This is a genomic window from Flavobacterium sp. ACAM 123 (genome assembly GCF_000264055.1).
In the GTDB taxonomy this organism is placed as follows: Bacteria; Bacteroidota; Bacteroidia; order Flavobacteriales; family Flavobacteriaceae; genus Flavobacterium.
Window position 1 is genome coordinate 1 of sequence record NZ_AJXL01000047.1, and the last position, 21082, is coordinate 21082.

Below are 21082 nucleotides of genomic sequence, written 5' to 3' on the forward strand. Positions count from 1 at the left end.
GAGAGCTTTTTTTTGTGCGGATAATAGGACTCAATCCTAAGGGAGCAGCTTTGATCTAAAAAGAAAAAGGAAGAACTTTACAAATCACCTAAGCAGCTATGATTTCTATCTATGATCATCTTAAATATATGCCTTCTGATTTTCTAGTAGATTACTTTGAAATAGCTGTTACCGTCAATTCTGAAAAAAACCAATATCTTTACTTCGAAGAAGAACCAAACCCCACCCTTATTGTAAACTCTTATGAAAGCTTACAATATTGTTATAAAATTTACAAGATGCATTATCTATTAATAGAAAGTAATAATTAATAACAGATGGATTTGATTGTTAACTAAATACTTTAGCAAAAAAAGCCTAATTTTAAATTAACAACAAAATAAATCTCCGGAACTCTGATAATCGGAGAACCGAAAATAATTTGCTCTAAAAACGAGAAATCAAATTATTACAAGAATGTACAACATACTCTATTAATCAATTATAATATTCCACGGGCTAAAAAACCACAAAGCCACTTGACAAACAATACACTACAAACTTTTTCAATGATAATTAGATTAAAATTATGCTTAAAATGTCGTACCTCTATTTACCTTAGAAGTGAAACATTCGCAAAGCACTATTACATGCTTAATAATTTTTCCATTCTTTAGGTGTTTTATCTGACAATGTGGACAAAATACCAATCACCATTTTCGCGATTGGATTTTCTTTCCCATCAATTAACATTTGTAATCCTTCTTTCTCCGCAATAACATTGCAACCGTTGGAGGTAATAAGGTTAATTGTACTTAAAATATCTCTAGCATTCTTTCCAAATCTGTCAATTGAATAGACATATAGTTCTGTGACAATGCCATTCTCAATTTCTAGCATTAACTTATTTCCTTCCGGTCTATCAGTAAATTTTAAATGACCACTGCTTAAATCTGTGTAGACTTTTGAATCTTCAACAGCATTTTCAGGACTTGATATTATATCTTCAATTTCGCCAACAATTTTATAAACTGCTCTCATTTATATTCAGTATTAAATTTAATACAAATATATTAAATAAGACAAAATTATAATGCTTTGCAAAGCGATTTTATTGTTGTTTTTAATCAAAATAAATAGAAATAGCGCTGCGTAGAACTAAACAATATTCTACTCTATCACAAGGAGTTAAACATTCGTTAAGAAAGTTTTTTTTGTTGGAAATTTAGCTGTTATATTGCAGTAAACGTTAGCTCGGTTATGCGATTATCAGGCCTATAATCGCACCAAGAATCATTAATCGTATTAATAAATATCTAACTAGCTGTTAAGCATTAATAAACAATAATTACTTTTTTATTATTTTAAACTATTGTAATAAATGATTCCTACTGAAAAAAAACTAAAATGGTTCGGACAACTCCTAAAAAAAAACTCAACTATCTAATAATAAGATAATTGAGTTGTTTAATGTGCGGATAATAGGACTCGAACCTACACGCCTTGCGGCACCAGATCCTAAGTCTGGCATGTCTACCAATTTCACCATATCCGCGTAATTGTGGGTGCAAATATAGTTATATCTTCCAACATTCAAAGCAATTTTTGAAAAAAATTTTTCATTCTATTTTTTGTACTTTTGAAGGACTAAAAATAATGGAATAAATGGAAAATATAAAGTCATACGTACAAGAAAATAAAGACCGTTTTATCAACGAGTTAATCGAGTTATTAAAAATGCCTTCGGTAAGTGCTGATGCAGCCTACTCGCAAGATGTAATTGAAACTTCCGAAGTAGTAAGGCTAAGCCTGGAGAAAGCAGGATGTGATTTCGTAGAAATCTGTGAAACTGACGGTTACCCTATTGTTTATGGGGAGAAAATAATTGATAAAAACTTGCCAACGGTATTAGTTTACGGTCATTATGATGTACAACCGGCAGATCCAATGGAACTTTGGACTTCTCCCCCATTTGAACCGGTGATTAAAACTACTGATATTCATCCTGACGGAGCCATTTTTGCACGTGGTGCTTGTGACGACAAAGGTCAAATGTACATGCATGTGAAAGCATTCGAATACATGATCCAAAGCAATACTTTGCCTTGTAACGTGAAATTCATGATTGAAGGAGAAGAAGAAGTAGGAAGTGTCAACCTGAAAACCTTCGTTGAAAACAATACCGAAAAACTTAAAAATGATGTGATCTTAATTTCAGATACTGGAATGATTTCTAATCAACAGCCTTCTATTACAACCGGTCTTCGCGGGCTAAGTTATGTCGAAGTGGAAGTTACAGGCCCAAACCGTGATTTACATTCCGGCTTATATGGTGGTGCAGTTGCCAATCCAATTAATATTTTGGCAAAAATGATTGCTTCGCTTCATGACGAAAACAATCACATTACCATTCCTGGTTTTTATGACAATGTCGAAGAATTATCTCTTGAGGAGAGAGCCGAAATGGCAAAAGCTCCTTTTAGCTTAGAAAACTATAAAAAAGCGCTCGACCTAAAAGACGTTTACGGCGAAAAAGGGTATGTGACTAACGAAAGAAACTCCATTCGTCCCACATTAGACGTGAACGGAATATGGGGCGGTTACACTGGCGCCGGGGCAAAAACGGTTATCGCAAGTCAAGCGTTCGCTAAAATCTCCATGCGTTTAGTACCCAACCAAGAATGGGAACAGATCACTGAATTGTTCACGAAGCATTTCATGAGTATCGCTCCTGATTCGGTGACTGTAAAAGTGACTCCGCATCATGGAGGTCAGGGCTATGTAACCCCTATTGACAGCATTGGTTACAAGGCTGCTAATATGGCATATACGGAGACTTTTGGTGTTCCGGCGATTCCTGTTCGTTCTGGTGGAAGTATTCCTATCGTCGCTTTATTCGAAAAAGAATTAAAAAGCAAAACCATCCTAATGGGCTTTGGTTTAGACAGCGATGCCATTCACTCGCCAAACGAGCATTTCGGAATCTTCAATTACCTTAAAGGAATCGAAACTATCCCGTTGTTTTACAAATATTTTGTAGAACTATCAAAGTAATATTTCATAGATACCGTAAGTTCGAGTTTTTTTGAGAAGAGAAACAGAACAAAAAAGTATCAATAACACTTTTAAAAATAAATAGTCCGCTCTAATTGAGCGGATTTTTTTTGGGCGTTTCCTCGTTGTACTACGATCTATTCCGACCCAAACGCCCGTTCTACAACAAGGTCAGGCTATCCGCTACAATCTTATTTGTAAAAACAAATAAGGATTTCCACTACTATCCTTAACGCAACTTCCTACTAAACAACTATTTTACACTAAAAAATTGTTTATTCGAAATATTACTCTACATTTGTAGAGCTAAGTCTTTTTTTGTAGAACACAAACAGATGAAAAAACCAATTGTCCTTCTAATATGTATCCTAAGTCTGTTATCCTGCAACGTAAAACGCAGTAATCAAACTGTAGAATAAAAAAGAGAAGGCCTTTGGATAGAAAGATATTCCATAGATAGTGCCCATTATAAATCTATTGGGAAATATAATAATAATAATCCCGAAAAAAAATGGCGTTATTATTTAAATGACAAGTTAATCAAGAAAGAAAAGTACCGTTCGAAAGGTTGCAAAACCAAGTTCTATCATCAAAATAGAAGAACCCAAGCAAAAGGGAGAACCAAAATAGAAGAAGAAAAACAACTTCATTGGTATTATTCTGGAACTTGGAAATATTATGACAACAAAGGCAAATTAAAGACGAGGCGCGAGTATCGTAAAGGAGATTTAATCTCTGAAGAAAACAATAAAAAAAAATAAAAATCAGTATTCCATTTATCGAAAGTAAAAATACTAAAACAACTAAAAATGCAACAGCTTACTAACGCCGAAGAACAACTAATGGAACACCTCTGGAAACTAGAGAAAGCCTTTATGAAGGATCTACTCGAAGCATTTCCCGAACCCAAACCCAAGACAACTACCGTGGCGACCTTATTAAAAAGGATGATAGACAAAGATTTTGTGGCCTACACCGAGTTTGGAAACTCTAGAGAGTATTACCCTTTAGTACCCAAGACAGCGTATTTCTCTAAACACGTTAACGGATTGATAAAGAATTTCTTTAACGATTCTGCTTCACAGTTTGCTTCCTTCTTTACTAATGAGACCAATCTTTCTGAAAAGCAACTAGAAGAACTCAAAAAAATAGTAGATAACGCCATTCAAAAAAAGAAAACATGATAGACTTCCTCCTTAAATCAACCGTTTCATTGTTTGTTCTTTTATCCGTATACCATCTAGCATTGGAGAAAGAAAAAATGCACCAGTTCAATAGGTTTTACCTCTTGTTTAGTCTCATGTTTTCATTCACGATTCCGTTTATCACCATCGAAGTAATTCAGGAAATAGCCGCTCCGCTGCTAAAACAAAACGGCATTAAAATAGAAGCAGGAACTATGGCTGTTGTACACGCAAAAACTAATTATGGCTTAGTCGCCATCTGGACTATCTATACTGTGACAACCTCCATATTATTATTTCGCTTTTTCAGCAACATTCGCAAATTGAGCTTAAAAGCAAAATCAAATCCTATTGTTAATTATGAAAATTCGCATCTGGTTTTATTAGAAGAAAAAACCTTGCCTTATACTTTCTTGAACACCATTTTTATTAACAAAGCAGCGTATCACACTAGAAAAATTGAAAAAGAATTATACACTCACGAATTAATACATGTAACCCAAAAACATACGCTAGACGTGTTGTTTATCGAGCTGCTAAAAGTATTCTTTTGGTTCAATCCTATTTTCATTTTTTATAAAAAAGCAATCCAACTCAATCACGAATTCCTTGCTGACGAGAAAGTAGTGAAAGCACACCATAATGTTCCCTTTTACCAGAATTTACTAATTTCTAAGGCAAACGCGAGCTCAACGTATTACTTGGCCAGTAATTTAAACTATTCAGTAACTAAAAAACGATTAATTATGATGACTAAAACGACATCCGCATCGAGAGCGCTGCTCAAAAAAACAGTATTAGTACCCATACTGTCCGGACTTATTTTCTTCGTATGCGTAAAAACAGTAGCCCAAGAACAAAAAGTAGTAAAGGCTGAACAGACGAAGACTCAACTTACCGGAATGGAGAAGTATTTTGAAAATACTATTTTCAAAATCAAGGATGAAAAAGGAACGATTGTAGCCGAAAAGAAATTCAACCAACTTAACGATCAACAGACGAGAAATGTTCCACCTCCTCCACCTCCAGCAACAAGCAAGCAGGATAAAAATCTCAAAGAAGCAAAAGGCCCTAAGTCGGTTGAATTGAGTATTTACAAAAAGGAAAACAAGAAGGCTTACAACGTTCAGGATACTAAAACCAAACCTACTTTTCCTGGAGGGATGTCTAAATTTTACGAATTTGTAGGCGCAAATTTCAAAATTTCAAAAGAAGTAACAGACAACAAAATAAAAGGAAATCTATATGTTACTTTTATTGTAGAAAAAAACGGCTCACTTTCTGAATTAAAGATTTTAAAAGATATAGGATATGGAACTGGAGAGGAAGCTATTCGTGTCTTAAAATTATCTCCCAATTGGATTCCAGGGACCGTTGATGGTAAACCGGTTAGAGTAGAATATAGTTTACCTATTCAGATTCAAACGAAAAAATAAATTTTAAAACAATAAATCCGCTTCTTTAAGAAGCGGATCTATCTTACTACAAACTAAAAACTATTATCTACTTCGTGTTATCCGGCTTATAACCATAATAAGTCATCGCCTGTTCTTTAAAAACAACACCATATTCTTCTAACTCTTTTAATATTGGTTGATACACTTCTTTACGAATAGGAAGTTGCACTCCGGGCGTGGTAATCTTTCCATTTAATATAAGTAAGGTTGCCATTGCAACTGGTAAACCGACTGTTTTTGCCATCGCAGTGTAGGTCTGGTCTTCCCCAATACAAACCATTTTAGCATCGATTTGTTTTTTAACTCCATCTAATTCGTAACCGAATTTATGATACATCACTATCATATCCTTATCGTCCGGTTCCAACGTCCACTTATCAATTAGTATTTTTTCTAATATCTGCGCTGGTGTCGCATTTTTAAGACCAACTATTTTTGTACTACTGAATAAATCTAATTCTAACAGTTTATCCCACATAATATCATCCTGATCAATCTTTAAAATCAAGCGGGTCTTAATTTCAACCGAATCTGTTGGGTGATACGGCAAGAACGAATTAACAAATTGGCGGTAGCTCATATTTTCAGAGTCTTCCATCACATAACCGTCATCCGTCATTCCCAGTTGAACAAACATATTCCACGCCTTTGAAAAACCGACACGACGCACTGTACCTCTATATAAAGTCAATACGTCATCTAAACCATAAACACTTCTGTATTTCAATGAATCTCTATTAGAATAAGCCTCAAAGCGACCGTACTCTTCTACTTCAAGAAATTCTGTTCTTCTAAATAAATTGCAATACGGTATATACTTGTACGTTCCTTCCTGAATAAATTTAGCCGTCCCCCCTTGTCCAGCAAGTACCACATTACGAGGCGCCCAAGTGAACTTATAATTCCAACGATTTGTATCTGACTCCGGGGCAACAAGACCCCCACAAAAGGATTCGAATAAAAGCATTTTTCCGCCTTTATCACTTATTTCATCAATGACTTTCATGGCACTCATGTGATCAACTCCGGGATCCAAACCAATCTCATTCATGAAAATCAAATTGCGTTCTTTTACAGCTTCGTCCAATTCTTGCATGGCATCGCTAACATAAGAAGCGGTAACCAAGTTTTTTTTATAAACAACACAGTCTCTTGCTACCTCAATATGCAAATGAGCTGGCAACATCGAAATAACGATATCTGCTTTTTCAATCGCTTCTTTTCTTTGACTCGCATCAAAAATATCTAAAGCGATTGCAGTGGCATTAGGATGATTGTTCGTTTTCTTTTGGGCTAAAGGCAATGATAAATCACCTATAACGAGGTGTAAGTTCTCCTTTTCTGATTTGTTTAAAAGATATTGTATCAACGAGGATGCTGATCGACCTGCACCAATAATTAAAATGATTCTCATAGTGTGTGTAAATATAACACAAATGTATGTAATTGTTGTATTTATAACAAATGCTAGCTGTTAAAACTACACCGTCTTTTCAACAAAACAAAAAGACAAACTCAATTCTTTTTTTAACGAAAAAGACTCAAACTATTCATCAAAAAATCTTTTATTTTGGGTCGATAAGGAATACTTTTACATGGATAAAAATACTCATAATGAATAAGAAATTAATTTCCACGGGAGCGCTTTTTGGCATAATCGCCATAATATTAGGTGCTTTTGGCGCGCATGCCCTAAAAAAAGTACTACTACCCGAACAACTAATTACATTTGAAACCGGCGTACGCTATCAAATGTACCACGCTTTGTTTTTAATCCTTATCGCACTACTGACAGACCTAAGTGAAAAAGCAAAAAAAGCTATCTATTATTTAGTGGTTTTTGGTGTCATTTTATTTTCTCTATCCATTTATTTATTGGCCACAAACAATTTAACTTCCTTTGACTTCAAAGCAATTGGTTTTGTAACTCCTATCGGCGGACTACTGCTTATAGTGGCTTGGGGCATATTATTTTTGAACTTTTTAAAGAAAAAGACAACAAAATAAGGATAATTAAATGGTATATAAAATATTAGCTCTACTTTTGCTTTCGAATAATTTAACTACACAATACATAATTTTATGAATAATAACATACCGTTTACGCAATCGATTTCGTTGAAAGACTTAGGAATCGAAAACGCAAAGATTCATTATCAATTATCAGCCAACGAATTACATGACATGACAATAGCGTCAGGCCAAGGAATCGAAACTTCGACTGGTGCATTAGCTATTAACACCGGAGAATACACAGGACGTTCGCCTTTAGATCGATTTATCGTTAAAGACAGTATTACTGAAGATCAAATTTGGTGGGGGAAAGTGAATATTCCTTTTGATCCTGCTGCTTTTCAAGCATTGTACACAAAAGTGACTTCTTACTTATCTAAAAAAGAAGTATTCGTGAGAGACTCTTATGTATGCGCTGATCCTAATTACAGATTAAATGTTCGCGTTGTTACAGAAACGCCTTGGGCAAATTTATTTTGCTACAACATGTTTTTGAGACCCAATCAAAAAGAACTGGAAGACTTCACTCCGGAGTGGACTTTACTTTGTGTTCCAAGTTTCATGGCAGACCCTGCAATTGACGGTACACGCCAAAGCAATTTTGCCATATTAGATTTTACAAGAAAAATTGCACTTGTAGGTGGTACAGGATATACTGGTGAAATGAAAAAAGGAATTTTTTCAGCATTAAATTTCATTTTGCCTGTCAACAAGAATGCATTGCCGATGCATTGTAGTGCTAACGTTGGAGATAAAGAAGACACAGCCATTTTCTTTGGTTTGTCAGGAACTGGAAAAACAACTTTATCGGCAGATCCAAAAAGAAAATTGATTGGTGACGATGAGCATGGATGGACTAGTGAAAATACTGTTTTCAATTTTGAAGGTGGATGTTATGCCAAAGTAATCAATCTCTCTGAAGAAAGCGAACCAGATATCTTTAGAGCAATTAAAAAAGGAGCCATATTAGAAAATGTAATTTTTAAAGAGGGTACAAACGAAGTTGACTTTGAAGATGTCTCCATAACACCAAATACAAGAGTTAGTTATCCAATATACCATATTGATAACATTCAACCGAGTTCTATTGGTGAAAACCCTAAAAACATATTTTTTCTTACTGCAGATTCATTTGGAATCTTGCCTCCAATTTCAAGATTAACACCTGGTCAAGCTGCATACCACTTTATCTCTGGTTATACTGCAAAAGTTGCTGGAACCGAAGCTGGGGTTACAGAGCCACAACCTAATTTCTCTGCTTGTTTTGGGGCGCCATTTATGCCACTTCACCCAACAAGATACGCTGAAATGCTGAGTAAAAAAATCAAAGAAGCAGATGTAAAAGTGTGGTTAATCAACACGGGATGGACTGGTGGGGCTTACGGAACAGGTAGCCGAATGAAATTAAAATACACACGTGCCATGATTACTGCAGCTTTAAACGGAGAATTAGACGCGGTAGAATATAAAGACCATGCTGTTTTCGGACTTGCTATACCTCAATCGTGTCCTGATGTCCCTAGTGATATATTAAATCCTAGCAAAACATGGAAAGATGCCGCATTATATGACCAAAAAGCAATAGAATTAGCTCAAAACTTTAAAGCTAATTTTGCCAAATTTGAAGAATTTGCAAACCCTGAAATAATGGCGGGCGCACCTAACGCATAAGTTAATTATAATTCAAAAAGAAAAGAGCTGTTCCAATAGGGCAGCTCTTTTTGATTTTAATAACCTCCTACAAATTTATTAATCGAGGACTTATAATCGTATTGATTTCTAATCGCTAAACTTTAAATCACCTCATCTGACTGAAAGCGAACTTAATGAATCAATCACGACGATATAGTTTTTACTCTTATTAACTTTTTTACACACAATGTTTTACGAATACCGAGACGATTTGGACTAAAACATAAATTCGTTTAATATTACATAAAACTCAAGATCTCTTTTTTATAAATATCATACTCCCCTTGAAGGATTAAACCGTTATCAAGTAGTTTCTTATAGTTCTGTAATTTCTCGAAAAGTTCATCTTGAGATAATACCGCTAATCCATTTTCTTTCAAAATATCAGATGGAGTGTCAAGAGCATCGTTTTTAATAGTGTAAGGTGGCGGAGTGATAGGCATTATTTCAGTAAAGCTGGTCACTTCTTCTGTTTCGACTACTTCAATAATCTCAAATTCCTCCGTAGAATCAACTGAAAAATCTTCCATAACCGTCGCATTTGAACCTCCGACATTTTTCAGAATATCCAACTGCTCCTTAGCATAAGTATAGATTTTTCTAGCTTGAATTTTCGGGATATAATCTATAGAAACGGTCATATCTGTCTTGGTCGAAAAAGAAAACTCCGATCCCAAGATGTTTTCTTTGACAAAAGCACCTTCAATTTGATCCCAAGTATAATCTATAAAATCCATAGAAAGACCCAGATTTTTAGGTTGACAAATTATAATTCGTTTGTTTGTCATAACAATACTATCTGGAAAAACGGTGAGCGCTGGTTTCTTCTGAACTGCTATATAACCAATTTCTTCATTTTTCATCAACAGATCATTCAGCTTTGAAGTGACTTTTTCAATGGCTTTAGGATCTTGTTCTTCGTTTAAAAATTTCTTAATCTGTTCTTTCATGTTATTTATTTCAAAATCTCTTATTCCCTACTGAACACTCTGCCTTACTAAATTCAAATACGTCATCCCTTAAAAAGCCGTGCGCGAATTGATTAGCAAAAGTAATACCTAATTTCATAATTTTGAGATTTCATTTTGAATTTTCTTTATTAAATTTTTGAATACTAATTCATACGAATGATCTATCAATTCTTTGACCAATATATCCGGAACATCTTGATTTACAGAAACGCTATTCCAATGCTTTTTACTCGCATGAAAACCCGGTACAATTCCCTCATATAGTATCCGTAATTCCTGTGCACGCTCAGGATCGCATTTTAAATTTACAACAGGCTCTCCATTTTCCCACTGCTTAAGCGAGGATAAAGCATATACTTTCCCTCCCACTTTAAATACTAAAGCATCATCGTTAAAAGGAAAATGCTCTGTCACTCCTTTTTTTGCCAGGCAATAATCATAATAGGCTTCTAAATTCATTCCCTCGAAATTATTTATTTACAACCGCATATAAAACGGGCTTACTGGGACTAGCGTCATTTTCAAAAGAAGCAATTTGCAGGTTCAGTAAATAACTACCGTCTGGAATCTCGACTGGAACATAAATCATTTCAGTAATCGTAGCCTCTAATCGTGCATCCGGATTTAAATTATTCACGTCAGTGACATTCCAAAAGGCTTTGTGTGCTAAAAGTTTTCCTTCGTCCTTTTCTTTATCTACACTTGGCAAATCAATCAGCAAATGTTGTATTCCGCTCTCGCGAAGATACAATGCTGCGTCTTCAGCCAGAAAAGGAGGATCCGTATGGGAATATTTTCTGGATAATTTATCCAAATCGTTTGGCAACGTCCGTATCACAATTGCTTCAGGGAATTTCCCCTCTAAAGTACGAACAAGCGCCTCTTTGGTTACAATAAAATCTCCATGCTGGTCTTCCAGTTCTATCGAGACCAGTTCAGCAGTAAAGAAAAATTGTTTCAAGGATTGGTTGACACTATAAAAATCGCGTGTGATATGACCCAGACATTCCGTGTGGGTTCCATGTCCATGGGGATTAAAAATAATAGTATTGAAATTAGTAGATGACATCCCAGAAGATACCTTACCAACCCACTCCCCAAAACGAACAGGTTCAATTTCCGGCTTTTCAACATACCAGGCAATTGGATTTGCATCTGTGTTTGATAGAGGAATTGAAATATCAATAGGTTTTGATAAGTCCACTTGAAAATTGTCTATAGTTGCTATCATAGTTTTTAACCGCAAAGGGCACAAAGGTTTACGCAAAGTTCGCAATAAATTACTAAAGGTTATTTGCAATTCGTTTTATTCCATATTTTATTAAGACAACATTAAAATTGATTAGTAAACCTCATTTACAATTAGTCAATTTCAACTACGTCAATAATTGAGCAAAATGAATATCGATTAATACTTCTACTGATTTTATTTCCAAAATCAATTTGTTCTCAACAATAATATCTATGCTGCACCCAATATCTAACTTAACCTCTTCATAAACCAAAGGCAGTGGCTTTTGTTTTTCAACGTCTACACCAGATTTTTTCAGTTCACACTACAAACATTCTTCATGGGCACTTTCTAAAAGCCCAGAACCAAGTGCTCTGTGCCCTTTTAAAGCACAATCAAACACAAGTTTCGATAATTCATTTTCAGTTATAAATAAAACTTTGTGAACCTTGCGCAAATCTTCGCCTACGTTGCGGTTAAGTTATTATTCCAAATTTACCCAAAATAGATCAGATGCTATCCCATCCGTCAGAAACTTTCCTTTTTTAGTGGGTTTTAGAATACCATTCTCTACAAAAAGCAACTTATCATCCATAAATTTTTGAGCTTGTTTATGGAGGTAGTCCATATACGTCTGACCAAATTCAGTTTGAATTCTGTCTAACGAAACTCCCCAAATGGTTCGCAAGCCTGTCATAATATATTCGTTATAACGGTCGGCTTCTGATAGGGTTTCTATTTCATTTGGCAACTTCTCCTCTTGAATCGATTTCAAATAAATGATGTTGTTCGACACATTCCAACTTCTCGAAATTCCATCATAGCTATGCGCTGAAGGCCCAATACCCATATATTTTTTTCCCAACCAATAGGCGGAGTTGTTTTTTGAAAAGTAATTCTCTTTACCGAAATTTGATAATTCATAATGAACAAACCCTTTTGAAACCAGTGTCTCAACCAAAATCATAAAATGTTCCTGAGCCACGTCGTCTTTTGGCGCTTCCATTTTTCCGGTTTGAATCATTTTACTCATGGCCGTTTTAGGCTCGACCGTCAAAGCATAACTCGAGATGTGTGGCACCCCAAAAGAAAGGGCCTTTTCGATGTTCTGCTTCCATTTTTCATTGCTCATCCCAGGAACTCCATAAATCAGATCAAGTGAAATATTATCAAAATACTTAATCGCTTCTTCTAAACATTTTTGGGCTTCTACCGAATTATGCGCCCGATTCATCATCTTTAAATCATCTTCGACGAACGATTGAATCCCGATACTCAAGCGGTTGATTTTACTTTTTGACAATTCTAATATTCGTTCACCGGACAAATCATCCGGATTGGCTTCGAGCGTGATTTCTGGGTTTTCTCCCACCTCATGATTCTCATAAACCGCATCAATCAGAAAATTAATTTCTTCTGAAGTCAATACCGAAGGCGTTCCGCCACCAAAATAAATAGTTTCTATTGTGTCGTTTTGAAATTCGTTTTTGCGCATTTGAATTTCTTTGGCCAAAGCCAAAACCATCTCCTCTTTCCTATTCATCGAAGTCGAGAAATGAAAGTCACAATAATGACAGGCTTGTTTGCAAAAAGGGATATGTATGTAGATTCCACTCATAATTAGTATTCAATGTTCAGTTTATTAGTATTCAGCCGTAAAAAAATGTTCAGATGTATCTGCTAATTGCTTTTTGTGACTCCAAACTATTCAGGGCTTAAAATCATATAATTATTAAGCTTTCCTATTTCTAAGCTCTCTGAAATAAATTGGTTATAAATTGGTTCTGAAATATACATACAAGACAAAGCAAATTCTAAACAAACTTGTGTTTCTGAGTTTTCTCCGTCAGAATCAGTTAATTTACTATAAAAATGTTTTGGGTAAATTCTTTTTCTATATGCTTCAGTCATTGTGACTGGAACACTTCTAGATGATAGCCAAATCTGATCCGTTAACGAATAGGTTTCCTCTTTTGGAAATGCTTTTGTAATTTCAAAAATCTTCATTGCTAATGCAAATGATTTCTTGTAAGCTAATAAATTTTGAAATCTCATAATTACATTTATAAACTGATTACTGCTTTTTTAACGAGTTCGACTGACCACTAAAAATCTGAATACTGATCACTTCTTCACTCTCTCTTCATTCTGTTTCACAAAAGCATCCCAGCCCGTGTAGCTTTTCGTTCCAACTACCTTTCCTGAATTGAAAAAATGACAAACAGCAGCCGCTAATCCATCAGTACTATCGAGGTTTTTTGGTAATTCTTTTAGCCCTAAAAGTTGTTGTAGCATCTTGGCCACTTGTTCCTTAGTAGCATTTCCATTTCCGGTAATGGCCATTTTTATTTTCTTAGGTTCGTATTCAGTAATGGGAATGTCTCTCGAAAGTGCTGCAGCCATAGCCACACCTTGCGCCCGTCCCAATTTCAACATCGACTGAACATTTTTCCCAAAGAAAGGGGCTTCAATAGCAACCTCATCTGGATTATGGGTATCGATTAGCTCAATGGTGCGCTCAAAAATGAGTTTCAACTTCTGATAATGGTTGTCGTACTTGGATAACTGTAACTCATTGAGTTGCATAAATTCCATTTTTTTATTGATAACTCGTATCAATCCAAACCCCATTATGGTTGTTCCGGGGTCAATTCCTAATATGATGCGTTCGTTTGCCATTTCTATTTTGGTACGTTTTTATTGCCACGAAGGCACAGCGACAAAGCGCTTTTTTGCTACGCTTAAACTTGTAAAATCAATTTAAAATCTTAGCGTAGCTTTGCGGAATATTTTATTTTCATTACAAAGAGTCACACAAAACAGCCTCAGAGATGCGCAAAACTAATTTAAAATCTTTGCGACACTTTGCTTTCTCTTTGTGAATCTATTTGGAATAAATTTTTCATTACACATAAACTTTGCAAATCTTTGCGAAAATAGTATTTTCACAATAGTTTTCTTTTCTTTACCATCATGATTTTGATTCCGCACAAAATTAAGCAATTCCGCACAGTTCTAATCAAACTTTTGATTGTAGAAACTGTCTTTTATTTTATTCACAAGCAATTGGCAAATAGCGATACCTTCGATTGAGAGAAGTGTATTTTTTTAATCAAGAAAAATCAATCGGTTAACAGACTAGTTTTGATGCTGCTCTTGCCTGTCTTGAATCCTTTTTTCGAAATTAAAAAATAGCAGAATCTAATAGTTTAGAACTTGTCGTTTCTTATAAATAACTAAGAGTGATACTTAAATTAATCTCATTGAATCTATTGTAACATTTTAAGAAATAATATACCTATTATAACGAACAAAACATTTTCACATCATGAAAAATTTAAAAAAATTCGGCACTATACCATTAGGGATAATTTTTATAATAGTTGGAATTTCCGCTTTTAAAGAAGATGACATTTTTAAAAAAATATTCCTATTTGCAGGAATTATAATTCTACTAATAAGACTATTGGTATTTATTACTGATTCTTTCAAAAACATCAATAAAGCTAAAGACGCCTAGTATTATTATTCCATAAATCGCGCAGACTTAAACCATTTTGAGGTTTATTAAAATTTGATAATTGAATCTATAGCTCTTTAAGTTACATTTTTCAGGCCTGCTGTGTCCATTAGGATACCAAAATGAATTTCATTTTCTTTGTCTCAATGATTTCGATTCCTCACAAAACTAAGCAATTCCTCGTACTTCTAATCAAACTTTTGATTGTAGGGGCTGCCTTTTATTTTATTTACAATCAACTGGCGAATAGCGATGCCCTCGATTGGGAGAAGTTCATTATTTTGTTCAAGAAAAATCAGTCGGTTCCCGGAATTATTTTCATTCTGCTATTAAGCGTCTTGAATCATTTTTTCGAAATTTTAAAATGGCAGAATCTAGTTTCTTTCCTCTATAAAATCCCTAAAGAAGAAGCAACAAGACAAGTTCTCGCTGCCTTGACAGCAGGAGTATTTACTCCAAATGGTATTGGGGAATATGCAGGCAAAGCCATGTTCTTTGATAAATCAGCTACCAAAAAAGTGTTGTTTTTAAACTTGATTTGTAATGGAATCCAAATGATATTGACCGTGATTTTTGGGGTTTTTGGTTTGCTGTATTTTAATGCCAAATTCAATGTAATTACGACAAAAACAGTGGCGTTACTTTTTGGTGTAACTTTACTCTTGTTTCTTGTCTCTTTTTTTCTGAAAAAATTTACAATCAAAGGGTATTCCATAGAAAAGTTACTTCATAAAATTAATGAAATCCCAAAATCCATTCATAGGAAAAATATAGTTCTGGCCGTTTGCCGTTACCTGCTTTTTTCGCATCAATACTATTTTTTGTTTTTGGCTTTTGATGTAGATTTGCCCTATTTGACAGTTATGGCAGCCATAACCAGTGTTTATTTTATGGCCTCCTCCTTACCTACATTTCAGTTTTTAGACTTTGCTGTAAAAGGGAGTGTGGCTATTTATTTCTTTAGTATTCTGGGCGTCAACGAATGGATTATAGTTTTTATTTCGACCTTAATGTGGTTTCTTAATGTGGTCCTACCGGTTATCATAGGAAGTTATTATGTACTGAATTTTAAAATCCTGACCCCTCGCGACGCTTCGACACTGTCAAAAGGAGAGGAATACGAAACCTAAAAAAGTGTTTATGCTATTTATTTTGATCCTTATTTTAGTGATTTATGTGATTGTTATTGCGTGGCTTAGCTATGGTTTTACAAAAATTAATTCTTTTGAATTTGTTGGCTTAGCGCCTATTCCGATAGCTATCCGGACAAGATTCACTATCGTAGTTCCTTTTAGAAACGAAGCGGCCAACCTGCCTATACTTTTAGACAGTTTTTCTAAGTTAAATTACCCAAAGGAACGCTTTGAAGTTATTTTGGTCGACGACTTTTCTAAAGACCAGTTTCCGATTTCCGATTTCAGCTTCGCCGTTCGAATTATAAACAACAATAGAGTTTCGAATTCTCCAAAAAAAGATGCGATCTCCACGGCTATTCCTTTTGTCAACAGCGACTGGATCATCACCACTGATGCAGATTGCGTCGTTCCAGAAAACTGGCTGCTACTATTGGACAATTACATTCAGCTGCACGATGTTTCGATGGTAGTGGGTGCCGTAACGTATGATTGTAAAAATACGTTCTTACATCATTTCCAACAGCTGGATTTAGCGAGCCTGCAAGGAGCAACTATAGGCAGTTTTGGAATAAAAAAAGGTTTTATGTGTAATGGTGCCAACTTAGCTTACAAGAAATCATTATTTGAGAAGCTGAATGGTTTTGAAGGGAATGATAGCATCGCAAGCGGAGATGATGTTTTCCTGTTGCAAAAAGCGATAGCGCGATTTCCAAATCATGTACATTATGTAAAATCAAAAAGCAACATTGTTGTTACTAAGCCTCTGGATAACTGGAAAGCCTTATTTTACCAAAGAGTTCGTTGGGCATCAAAGACGACTTCTTATCAAAGTACTTTTGGGCAGTTTCTTGGATTGGTCGTTTTCGTTGGGAATTTAAGTATTGTTGTGGGTTCTGGATTATGGATTCTGGGTTTATTCTCGCTACTGACTATCTCTGTGCTAGTTCTAGTTAAGTTCGCCTTTGATACTGTTTTAATATATAAATCGCATTCTTTTTTGACGACAACTAAAATGCAGTATTTACTTTTAAGTAGCTTGCTCTATCCTTTTTTTAGTGTGACTGTTGCTTTGTATTGTTTGATTGGGAAATACGAATGGAAAGGCCGAAAGTTCTAGATTTTTGAAAACTATTGTTGATGAAACCGCTAAATCCCTAGCCAGGATAGAGCTGATATCCTCGCGCAGTGTAACAAAGCGAGATAAAAGCGAAAGCCGGAAATAGCTCCTAAAAACTACTCTACTTTAAGAATGACTGGAAGTATAAACTGTGTTTTTACAGGAATTCCTCGTTTGATGGCTGGATTTACTTTAGGGAAATCAATCAGTCTGGCATTCAGAATACTGTCGATTTTGATAGTATTATAAGCAACCGAATCTTTAGAAAATTGCGGTTCAAATTTCATTTTTGCATCAGAGAAGATGGTCACCTTGACCTCAATGGTATCTAATTCAGGGTACAAAATAGAGAGAGTATCGCTGCTCAACTTTTGCTGAATTAATTCTGTCATATACTCAAAAAAACACTGCTGACGCTGCATTTTGTTGTCTAATTTTTCGCAATCAACAAAAGAAGGATACTCATCAACTTCTTTCCAATTGATTGCTTTCAATTCTTTTTGCAGTAACTCCTTTTCCGAAGGTACTTGCTTTTCGAAGTATTGACAGGAGTTAAAGAGTAAGAATACTAAAAAAAAGTAAAAGTGCTTCAATGTTTTGTTTTTGAATTGGCATAATATTCCATAAAAATACAATTATTATCTTTGTCATTCTTTCGAAAGCCAATAATCTTCATCGCTATCAGCAAACCACTTTTTCGTACTTGCTTCAGTACTTTCCTTCTGGTCTGGGTACAAAATCCCCACTCGATCTGAAAAAGCAGTAATTTAAATGGTGTATTTATGAAACACGTCCTTTGTTATGATTAAATTTACTGTTGCTTTTCTATCTGAAACCCGTAAAAGAAGCGATCAAAATTTTTTATCTAAAAATTCTATACTTTTGCTCTATTTTATTTTTATATTCTTTCCATCACGTGTGCATCGCTTTATAGTTTCCTTGAGCGAAAGTAGCATTAATAAGGAAAATTATAAAAAAAGGATAGCAAAATTTCTTCTATTCGTTTGACAAATAACTCTTGTATTTATTTTTTTCAAAAATACTAAAAAATAATTTATGGATGCGTTGCTTTTAATTCTCGGTTTCTGCTGTATGCTTATTGGTATTATAGGAAGTTTTCTTCCCGTGGTGCCTGGAACGCCTATAAGTTGGTTAGGCTTAGTGCTCCTCTATTTTACAACTGCAGTTCCAGCAAATTATTGGATTCTTGGTATTACCTTATTGATTACCCTCATCATTTCAATATTAGAATATGTAATCCCGTCTAGAGGGACGAAACGATTCGGAGGAAGTTCCTATGGTATTTGGGGAACAAATATCGGACTGGTTCTCGGTCTTCTTAGTCCGGTGCCGTTTGGATTTCTTATCGGTGCTTTTGCAGGCGCTTTTATAGGCGAGCTGGTGCATGATAGTAAAAACCACAAACGTGCTTGGAAAGCTGCTACGGGATCTTTTATTGGGTTCTTAGCTTCCACGTTTATGCAGTTTTTAGTATGCGTGTTGTTTTTAGGCCTATATATTAGTCTGGTTTGGCGCTATAAAGAAGTATTATTTTAAGGTTTTACTTCTCAAACGTCTGACTTAGGAAAACCAGAAAAGAAAACACAATTTATTTCTTTACTATTTAATGCCCTTTCTTTTGAAAAAATTATCTACTCTTATTTCCTGAGCGTATATATTAAATGAATGTAGTGTTTTTTAAATGTAGAAAAGTTAAGTTTACCAAAAGCAACTGAACTATCTAAAATAAACCACTGTCCAAGTACATTAAAAAACATCAAAACGGTATACCGACCAGGCAAATAGCAACTGGAATTTATCTAAGTTATTGCGGCTCCAAAAAGTTCTAGAAAATAGGTTCAGTAAGTAAAAACAAAATGTGAGATTTGCTTATCAAAACCATACAAACCAAAAAATAATGATCGAAAACCCAACTCCCCTAATAACTAACGATGCAGTAGTGCTAGGTATTCTTATGACTATATTAGGTTTAATATTTATCACTTCGTCCAGTGACAAACCTTTTTTTAAGAAATTTTATGGGATAGTCCCTTCTGTTTTGTTGTGCTATTTCATTCCGGCACTTTTCAACACCTTCAACATTATATCAGGAGAGACTTCAAGTCTATACAACATCGCCTCTCGGTATTTATTACCCGCAAGTTTAGTATTACTTACCTTAAGTATCAATTTTGCTGCATTAAAGAAACTAGGAAGCAAAGCTATTATTATGTTTTTGGCTGGAACTTTAGGTATTATAATAGGCGGTCCATTAGCCTTATACATTGTAGGTAGCTTCTATCCTGAAGTAGCTTTATCAAATGGAGAAGAAGTTTGGAAAGGACTATCAACAATTGCAGGAAGTTGGATTGGTGGCGGCGCAAATCAAACCGCCATGCTAGAAGTATTTGGTGCAAGCAAAAGCATGTTTGCCCAAATGATCGCAGTAGATGTGCTGGTTGCCAATTTATGGATGGGATTTTTGCTTTATGGAGCTCAAAAATCAGATAAAATTGACAAATGGCTAAAGGCCGATAATGCCCCTATAGCCGAATTAGAAAAAAAACTGGAAGAAGAACAAGCGGGTAAAAGAACACCACTAACCACTAATAATATAATGATAGTCCTCATGGTCGCTTTTGGCCTGACCGGTTTAGGACATTTTTTAGCTGATATAATAGCTCCGTTTTTTAAAGAAAACTATCCGGCATTAGAAAAGTATTCTTTTACGAATGAATTCTTCTGGCTGGTTATTATCACTACAACAGCGGGCGTTTTACTATCCTTTACCAAAGTACGAAAGATAGAAAGCTATGGCGCTTCAAAAATAGGTACCGTATTCTTATACATATTAGTGGCAACAATAGGAACGCATATGAACTTGGGTGCTATTTTTGACAATCCCTTATTATTTTTAGTAGGAGTTATTTGGATCACCACACATATCATTGTAATGATAATTGTAGCTAAAATCATTAAAGCCCCTTTCTTTTATGTGGCAGTAGGAAGTCAAGCAAATATTGGTGGTGCCGCTTCTGCGCCCATAGTAGCTGCAGCATTTAGCCCGTTTTTAGCTCCCGTGGGCGTATTGCTTGCTGTTCTGGGTTATGCCGTGGGAACCTACGGAGCCTATGCTTGCGGTTTGTTACTCCACGAAGTATTCCAAATTATCACTTAAGGATTCCCAGCACTAGAGACTAGCAATTTAAAGGGTTTCATCAGCTAATTCTAAGGAACAAGCAACATAATTACCCTTTAAAGCGGTCTTATAACTTGGGCGTGACCCAAAAGGGTCGGGTTATACGCTATATCTTTTACTCCGCTATCGCTTTGTAAAAGGATACCGCTACTACCCCTCACGCAAAACCGCCTCTTCTAAAAAAAACTGTTCAACAACAGGAAGTGGCTTTAACCAAATCTATTTTATAAAAAAACTCCACTAAGCATACGCCTAATGAAGTTTCTTTGTACTCAGAGAGGGACTTGAACCCGCACGAACATTGCTATTCACTGGATTTTAAGTCCAGCGTGTCTACCAATTTCACCATCCGAGCCTGATGTTGCAACACCGAAGCTTCGATAAAACCATACAGATAGAGATTTTCACCGCATTGGCCTACCATCGCAGCTATGGTAGGATAATAACTCACTTGAGTGCGTTCTATTCAATAAAAAAACAATTAATTGATACAGGTAGTACACGTTACTCCTGTCTCACTTGAATTCCT

19 protein-coding genes and 2 tRNA genes are annotated in these 21082 nt (G+C 35.2%); 9 read left to right on the top strand and 12 right to left on the bottom strand.

Annotated elements, in window-relative coordinates; all coding sequences use genetic code 11:
* Positions 1-633 precede the first annotated feature (633 nt).
* Positions 634-1020: a recombinase family protein gene (locus A3SG_RS19655; protein ID WP_016989908.1), complete on the bottom strand. Its 387-nt coding sequence runs from the start codon at positions 1018-1020 to the stop codon at positions 634-636.
* A gap of 432 nt (positions 1021-1452) precedes the next feature.
* Positions 1453-1534 (bottom strand) — tRNA-Leu (locus A3SG_RS0110125).
* A 110-nt stretch (positions 1535-1644) separates the two neighbouring features.
* Between A3SG_RS0110125 and A3SG_RS0110130 the strand changes: the two genes are divergently transcribed.
* The 3 genes from A3SG_RS0110130 to A3SG_RS0110140 all read left to right on the top strand — a co-directional run bounded on the left by A3SG_RS0110130 (position 1645) and on the right by A3SG_RS0110140 (position 5653).
* On the top strand, positions 1645-3033 hold the full coding sequence (locus A3SG_RS0110130; RefSeq protein ID WP_016989909.1) for a dipeptidase: 1389 nt from the start codon (positions 1645-1647) through the stop codon (positions 3031-3033).
* Positions 3034-3842: 809 nt separating this feature from the next.
* Positions 3843-4217: a BlaI/MecI/CopY family transcriptional regulator gene (locus tag A3SG_RS0110135; protein ID WP_016989910.1), complete on the top strand. Its 375-nt coding sequence runs from the start codon at positions 3843-3845 to the stop codon at positions 4215-4217.
* A complete protein-coding gene (locus tag A3SG_RS0110140) occupies positions 4214-5653 on the top strand; it encodes a M56 family metallopeptidase (protein WP_035663789.1) in 1440 nt (479 codons plus the stop codon). The genes A3SG_RS0110135 and A3SG_RS0110140 overlap by 4 nt, the downstream gene beginning before the upstream one ends.
* A 67-nt stretch (positions 5654-5720) precedes the next feature.
* On the opposite strand, the gene A3SG_RS0110145 is transcribed toward A3SG_RS0110140, so the two are convergent.
* Positions 5721-7088 (bottom strand): saccharopine dehydrogenase family protein, encoded by a 1368-nt coding sequence (locus A3SG_RS0110145; protein ID WP_016989912.1) that lies wholly within the window; start codon positions 7086-7088, stop codon positions 5721-5723.
* A gap of 200 nt (positions 7089-7288) precedes the next feature.
* Here A3SG_RS0110145 and A3SG_RS0110150 point away from each other — a divergent pair, with 200 nt between their 5' ends.
* Positions 7289-7681, top strand: coding sequence for a DUF423 domain-containing protein (locus tag A3SG_RS0110150; protein WP_029596730.1), 393 nt, complete (start codon positions 7289-7291; stop codon positions 7679-7681).
* A 75-nt stretch (positions 7682-7756) separates the two neighbouring features.
* Complete coding sequence (pckA, locus tag A3SG_RS0110155) at positions 7757-9358, top strand: phosphoenolpyruvate carboxykinase (ATP) (protein WP_016989914.1); 1602 nt, start codon at positions 7757-7759, stop codon at positions 9356-9358.
* 260 nt (positions 9359-9618) lie between these two features.
* Here pckA and A3SG_RS0110160 read toward each other — a convergent pair whose 3' ends face one another.
* From A3SG_RS0110160 to ruvC, 7 genes are all read right to left on the bottom strand, one after another.
* Positions 9619-10329 carry a PH domain-containing protein gene (locus A3SG_RS0110160; protein ID WP_016989915.1) on the bottom strand — a complete coding sequence of 237 codons (711 nt, stop codon included), beginning with the start codon at positions 10327-10329 and terminating at the stop codon, positions 9619-9621.
* A gap of 114 nt (positions 10330-10443) precedes the next feature.
* Positions 10444-10809, bottom strand: coding sequence for an MmcQ/YjbR family DNA-binding protein (locus tag A3SG_RS0110170; protein WP_016989917.1), 366 nt, complete (start codon positions 10807-10809; stop codon positions 10444-10446).
* Between the two features lie 10 nt (positions 10810-10819).
* Positions 10820-11581: a cyclase family protein gene (locus A3SG_RS0110175; protein ID WP_016989918.1), complete on the bottom strand. Its 762-nt coding sequence runs from the start codon at positions 11579-11581 to the stop codon at positions 10820-10822.
* A gap of 145 nt (positions 11582-11726) precedes the next feature.
* Complete coding sequence (locus tag A3SG_RS23130) at positions 11727-11900, bottom strand: GxxExxY protein (RefSeq protein WP_410500996.1); 174 nt, start codon at positions 11898-11900, stop codon at positions 11727-11729.
* A gap of 165 nt (positions 11901-12065) precedes the next feature.
* Complete coding sequence (gene hemW, locus A3SG_RS0110180) at positions 12066-13199, bottom strand: radical SAM family heme chaperone HemW (RefSeq protein ID WP_083832432.1); 1134 nt, start codon at positions 13197-13199, stop codon at positions 12066-12068.
* Between the two features lie 86 nt (positions 13200-13285).
* On the bottom strand, positions 13286-13636 hold the full coding sequence (locus A3SG_RS0110185) for a four helix bundle protein (RefSeq protein ID WP_016989920.1): 351 nt from the start codon (positions 13634-13636) through the stop codon (positions 13286-13288).
* Between the two features lie 69 nt (positions 13637-13705).
* Complete coding sequence (ruvC, locus tag A3SG_RS0110190) at positions 13706-14260, bottom strand: crossover junction endodeoxyribonuclease RuvC (RefSeq protein ID WP_016989921.1); 555 nt, start codon at positions 14258-14260, stop codon at positions 13706-13708.
* A gap of 987 nt (positions 14261-15247) precedes the next feature.
* Between ruvC and A3SG_RS0110205 the strand changes: the two genes are divergently transcribed.
* Together A3SG_RS0110205 and A3SG_RS0110210 are read left to right on the top strand one after the other, a co-directional pair.
* Positions 15248-16231: a lysylphosphatidylglycerol synthase domain-containing protein gene (locus tag A3SG_RS0110205; RefSeq protein ID WP_050979829.1), complete on the top strand. Its 984-nt coding sequence runs from the start codon at positions 15248-15250 to the stop codon at positions 16229-16231.
* A gap of 10 nt (positions 16232-16241) precedes the next feature.
* Positions 16242-17354: a glycosyltransferase family 2 protein gene (locus tag A3SG_RS0110210; protein ID WP_029596731.1), complete on the top strand. Its 1113-nt coding sequence runs from the start codon at positions 16242-16244 to the stop codon at positions 17352-17354.
* Between the two features lie 116 nt (positions 17355-17470).
* Here A3SG_RS0110210 and A3SG_RS0110215 read toward each other — a convergent pair whose 3' ends face one another.
* Positions 17471-17947 (bottom strand): hypothetical protein, encoded by a 477-nt coding sequence (locus tag A3SG_RS0110215; protein ID WP_016989926.1) that lies wholly within the window; start codon positions 17945-17947, stop codon positions 17471-17473.
* 463 nt (positions 17948-18410) lie between these two features.
* On the opposite strand from A3SG_RS0110215, the gene A3SG_RS0110225 reads away from it, so the two are divergent.
* Both A3SG_RS0110225 and A3SG_RS0110230 read left to right on the top strand, forming a co-directional pair.
* Entirely contained in the window at positions 18411-18911 is a 501-nt protein-coding gene (locus tag A3SG_RS0110225; RefSeq protein ID WP_016989928.1) for a DUF456 domain-containing protein, read from the top strand.
* Between the two features lie 361 nt (positions 18912-19272).
* Positions 19273-20532: a DUF819 domain-containing protein gene (locus A3SG_RS0110230; RefSeq protein ID WP_016989929.1), complete on the top strand. Its 1260-nt coding sequence runs from the start codon at positions 19273-19275 to the stop codon at positions 20530-20532.
* A 290-nt stretch (positions 20533-20822) separates the two neighbouring features.
* On the opposite strand, the gene A3SG_RS0110235 is transcribed toward A3SG_RS0110230, so the two are convergent.
* Positions 20823-20908: transfer RNA gene (locus tag A3SG_RS0110235), tRNA-Leu, on the bottom strand.
* Between the last annotated feature and the right edge of the window lie 174 nt (positions 20909-21082).

Excerpts from the sequence above, each read along its gene's own strand:
- A3SG_RS0110150 (WP_029596730.1), top strand. The coding sequence starts at position 7,289 with ATGAATAAGAAATTAATTTCCACGGGAGCGCTTTTTGGCATAATCGCC.
- A3SG_RS0110225 (WP_016989928.1), top strand. The coding sequence starts at position 18,411 with ATGGATGCGTTGCTTTTAATTCTCGGTTTCTGCTGTATGCTTATTGGT.
- hemW (WP_083832432.1), bottom strand. The coding sequence starts at position 13,199 with ATGAGTGGAATCTACATACATATCCCTTTTTGCAAACAAGCCTGTCAT.
- A3SG_RS0110130 (WP_016989909.1), top strand. The coding sequence starts at position 1,645 with ATGGAAAATATAAAGTCATACGTACAAGAAAATAAAGACCGTTTTATC.
- A3SG_RS0110170 (WP_016989917.1), bottom strand. The coding sequence starts at position 10,809 with ATGAATTTAGAAGCCTATTATGATTATTGCCTGGCAAAAAAAGGAGTG.
- A3SG_RS0110205 (WP_050979829.1), top strand. The coding sequence starts at position 15,248 with ATGATTTCGATTCCTCACAAAACTAAGCAATTCCTCGTACTTCTAATC.
- A3SG_RS19655 (WP_016989908.1), bottom strand. The coding sequence starts at position 1,020 with ATGAGAGCAGTTTATAAAATTGTTGGCGAAATTGAAGATATAATATCA.
- A3SG_RS0110230 (WP_016989929.1), top strand. The coding sequence starts at position 19,273 with ATGATCGAAAACCCAACTCCCCTAATAACTAACGATGCAGTAGTGCTA.
- A3SG_RS0110185 (WP_016989920.1), bottom strand. The coding sequence starts at position 13,636 with ATGAGATTTCAAAATTTATTAGCTTACAAGAAATCATTTGCATTAGCA.
- A3SG_RS0110210 (WP_029596731.1), top strand. The coding sequence starts at position 16,242 with ATGCTATTTATTTTGATCCTTATTTTAGTGATTTATGTGATTGTTATT.
- A3SG_RS0110135 (WP_016989910.1), top strand. The coding sequence starts at position 3,843 with ATGCAACAGCTTACTAACGCCGAAGAACAACTAATGGAACACCTCTGG.
- A3SG_RS0110160 (WP_016989915.1), bottom strand. The coding sequence starts at position 10,329 with ATGAAAGAACAGATTAAGAAATTTTTAAACGAAGAACAAGATCCTAAA.
- pckA (WP_016989914.1), top strand. The coding sequence starts at position 7,757 with ATGAATAATAACATACCGTTTACGCAATCGATTTCGTTGAAAGACTTA.
- ruvC (WP_016989921.1), bottom strand. The coding sequence starts at position 14,260 with ATGGCAAACGAACGCATCATATTAGGAATTGACCCCGGAACAACCATA.
- A3SG_RS0110145 (WP_016989912.1), bottom strand. The coding sequence starts at position 7,088 with ATGAGAATCATTTTAATTATTGGTGCAGGTCGATCAGCATCCTCGTTG.
- A3SG_RS0110140 (WP_035663789.1), top strand. The coding sequence starts at position 4,214 with ATGATAGACTTCCTCCTTAAATCAACCGTTTCATTGTTTGTTCTTTTA.
- A3SG_RS0110175 (WP_016989918.1), bottom strand. The coding sequence starts at position 11,581 with ATGATAGCAACTATAGACAATTTTCAAGTGGACTTATCAAAACCTATT.